Origin of the sequence: Streptomyces jumonjinensis (assembly GCF_009600885.1) — a bacterium.
Lineage (GTDB): Bacteria > Actinomycetota > Actinomycetes > Streptomycetales > Streptomycetaceae > Streptomyces > Streptomyces jumonjinensis.
Genome location: NZ_VCLA01000171.1, coordinates 17,601 through 19,621, shown reverse-complemented (window position 1 = coordinate 19,621; position 2,021 = coordinate 17,601). Strand labels below are relative to the sequence as shown.

Genomic DNA, 2,021 nt, shown 5'->3' with positions numbered 1-2,021 from the left:
CCAGAACGCCAATCCAGCCACCCAGCCCGCCCGCGGCGGGAAAGCACGGCCCCCTCGGACCAGCAAACAGCCACTGGTACTCACCACGTCTCAGACGGTGGGTGGCCGCCCTGGTCGCCGTGGTGGCCGGTGGCGAGGGAGCGGCTGTGTGACTGGGTCGTCGGCAAAGACGCGGTGTGGGTCCAAGGGGACCGGATCACCGACGGCCGCGTCGCTCTCGCCATGCGGGGGATCGACGGGCTCGACCCGGGTGTCGTGGACGGGGACGGGCAGCAGAAGGTGTCGCCGCCAGGACGTGGTCGTGGCGGGCGGCGGTGATGTCGTGGGTGCTGCCGGGCCGGGGGGGAGGATATCCAGATCAGACGACCGTTTTCGTCGGTCAGAGCGAGGAAGTGCAGGCCGTGACGGCGGTGTTTGCCGGAATAGTTCCGACGGTTGGCCCTTCCCGTGCGGCGCTGGGTGGGAATGAAGGTGCCGTCGATCAGGACGACCTCCCCGCCCCGCACGGCAACCTTCTGCAGTGCGCGGTCCAGGCGCGGGGCCTGCGCGGCGAGCAGGGAGATCAGTTCGTCGCGCCAGCGGCGGACGGTGGACTCGGGAGCACTCGAAGCTCTGCAGACATCGAGCAGTGCATGGCTTCGGGCAGCATGTGCCCCTGCCGAGAGTCTGGCAGGGGCACGTGATGTAGAGAGCCGAGGAGGGCCGGGACCTGTCCCTTGGGCAGCATCCTGGCCGACACCGCTTACCGTCTGCTGGTGGCCTGACGGCCCGGCGTCACTTCAGGTGTCGGGTGAAGAACTGGGCCGCGTCGTCCCCCGCGAACTGCGGGACGCCGGTGTGCCCGCCCATGTTGGCGTGCAGGGTCTTCTCCTTGGAGCCGAAGGCGTCGAACAGGTCCAGGGCCACCTGCCGGTCGTTCCCTTCGTCGTCCCACTGCAGCAGGACGTGCAGCGGAATGGTGACCTGCCGGGCCTCCTCGAACATGGCGCGAGGCACGAAACTCCCGGCGAACAGACCGGCGGCCGAGATGCGCGGCTCGACCACCGCCAGCCGGATCCCGATGGAGATCACTCCCCCCGAGTACCCGACCGGGCCGCCGATCTCGGGCAGCGAAAGGAGGGCGTCCAGGGCGGCCTGCCATTCCGGAACCGCCTTGTCGACCAGCGGGAGGATGAGTGCGTCGATGATCTCGTCGCTGACCGGCTCGCCGGCCTCCATCGCCCGGCGCAGATCGGCGAGGGCCTGCTCGGCGGCGGGCAGGCGGGGCCGGTCGCCGCTTCCGGGGAGCTCGATGGTGGCCGTGGCGAAGCCGTCCGCTGCTGAGTGCCGGGCCCGGGCCACCAGTCGGGGATACATCTTGCGCAGCCCCAGGGGAGGGTGGCCGAGCAGGATCAGCGGTGCCGGTGCGGATGCGGGTGTCCACAGGATGCCGGGGATCTCGCCGAGGGTGAATTCGCGCTCGAGGACGCCGTCGTCGAGGCGCTGCTCAGAAGTGAACTGCATGGTCGTGCCTTTCAGGAGTGCCATTGAACGGCGCTCCCGGACGACCTATCGCCCGACCGTGACCCCGGAGGGGAGCACCCATGTCGATACTGCGTTCACGGGTACCACCTCCTCGTTCTCTCGCACGGCCTCCGGAAACGTAGCAGTGGCCGCCGTGGTTCCGCCAACGGGTTTTCGCGGAGGCTCCGTGGCCAGACACCACGGCGTCGGAGTCACGCCTGCCACTGGCCGGGAAGCGCACGTCCGCCACCGATTCGAGCACCGAAAATCCGGCAATCAACCGCTGACGGACGATCTACTGCGCAGACAGCCGCCCATGACCAGCATGAGCATCCTGAGCACCGATCACACCAGCCCTTTGACCTGTGACTTCAAGTTGGCGGAGGCCCATCGTCAGTGTGTGAAGGGGGCGGGCGCTCTGCATCGTCGCCGCGGGCACTGGATGCCGGGACGCCCCCGCACTCACCGCTGACGGCGTCGGCGCAGGCGCGCGGTGCGCCACGGGTTCGGCCGCCCGC

At 69.4% G+C, this 2,021-nt stretch carries 2 protein-coding genes; both read right to left on the bottom strand.

Annotated features, from left to right (window positions below; translation table 11 throughout):
- Positions 1–80: 80 nt before the first annotated feature.
- Positions 81–506 (bottom strand): transposase, encoded by a 426-nt coding sequence (locus FF041_RS40420; RefSeq protein WP_323392751.1) that lies wholly within the window; start codon positions 504–506, stop codon positions 81–83.
- 268 nt (positions 507–774) lie between these two features.
- Positions 775–1,503, bottom strand: coding sequence for an alpha/beta fold hydrolase (locus FF041_RS26155; protein ID WP_153525090.1), 729 nt, complete (start codon positions 1,501–1,503; stop codon positions 775–777).
- Positions 1,504–2,021: the final 518 nt, after the last annotated feature.

Coding starts and splice junctions, on each gene's coding strand:
- FF041_RS26155 (WP_153525090.1), bottom strand. CDS start 1,503: ATGCAGTTCACTTCTGAGCAGCGCCTCGACGACGGCGTCCTCGAGCGC.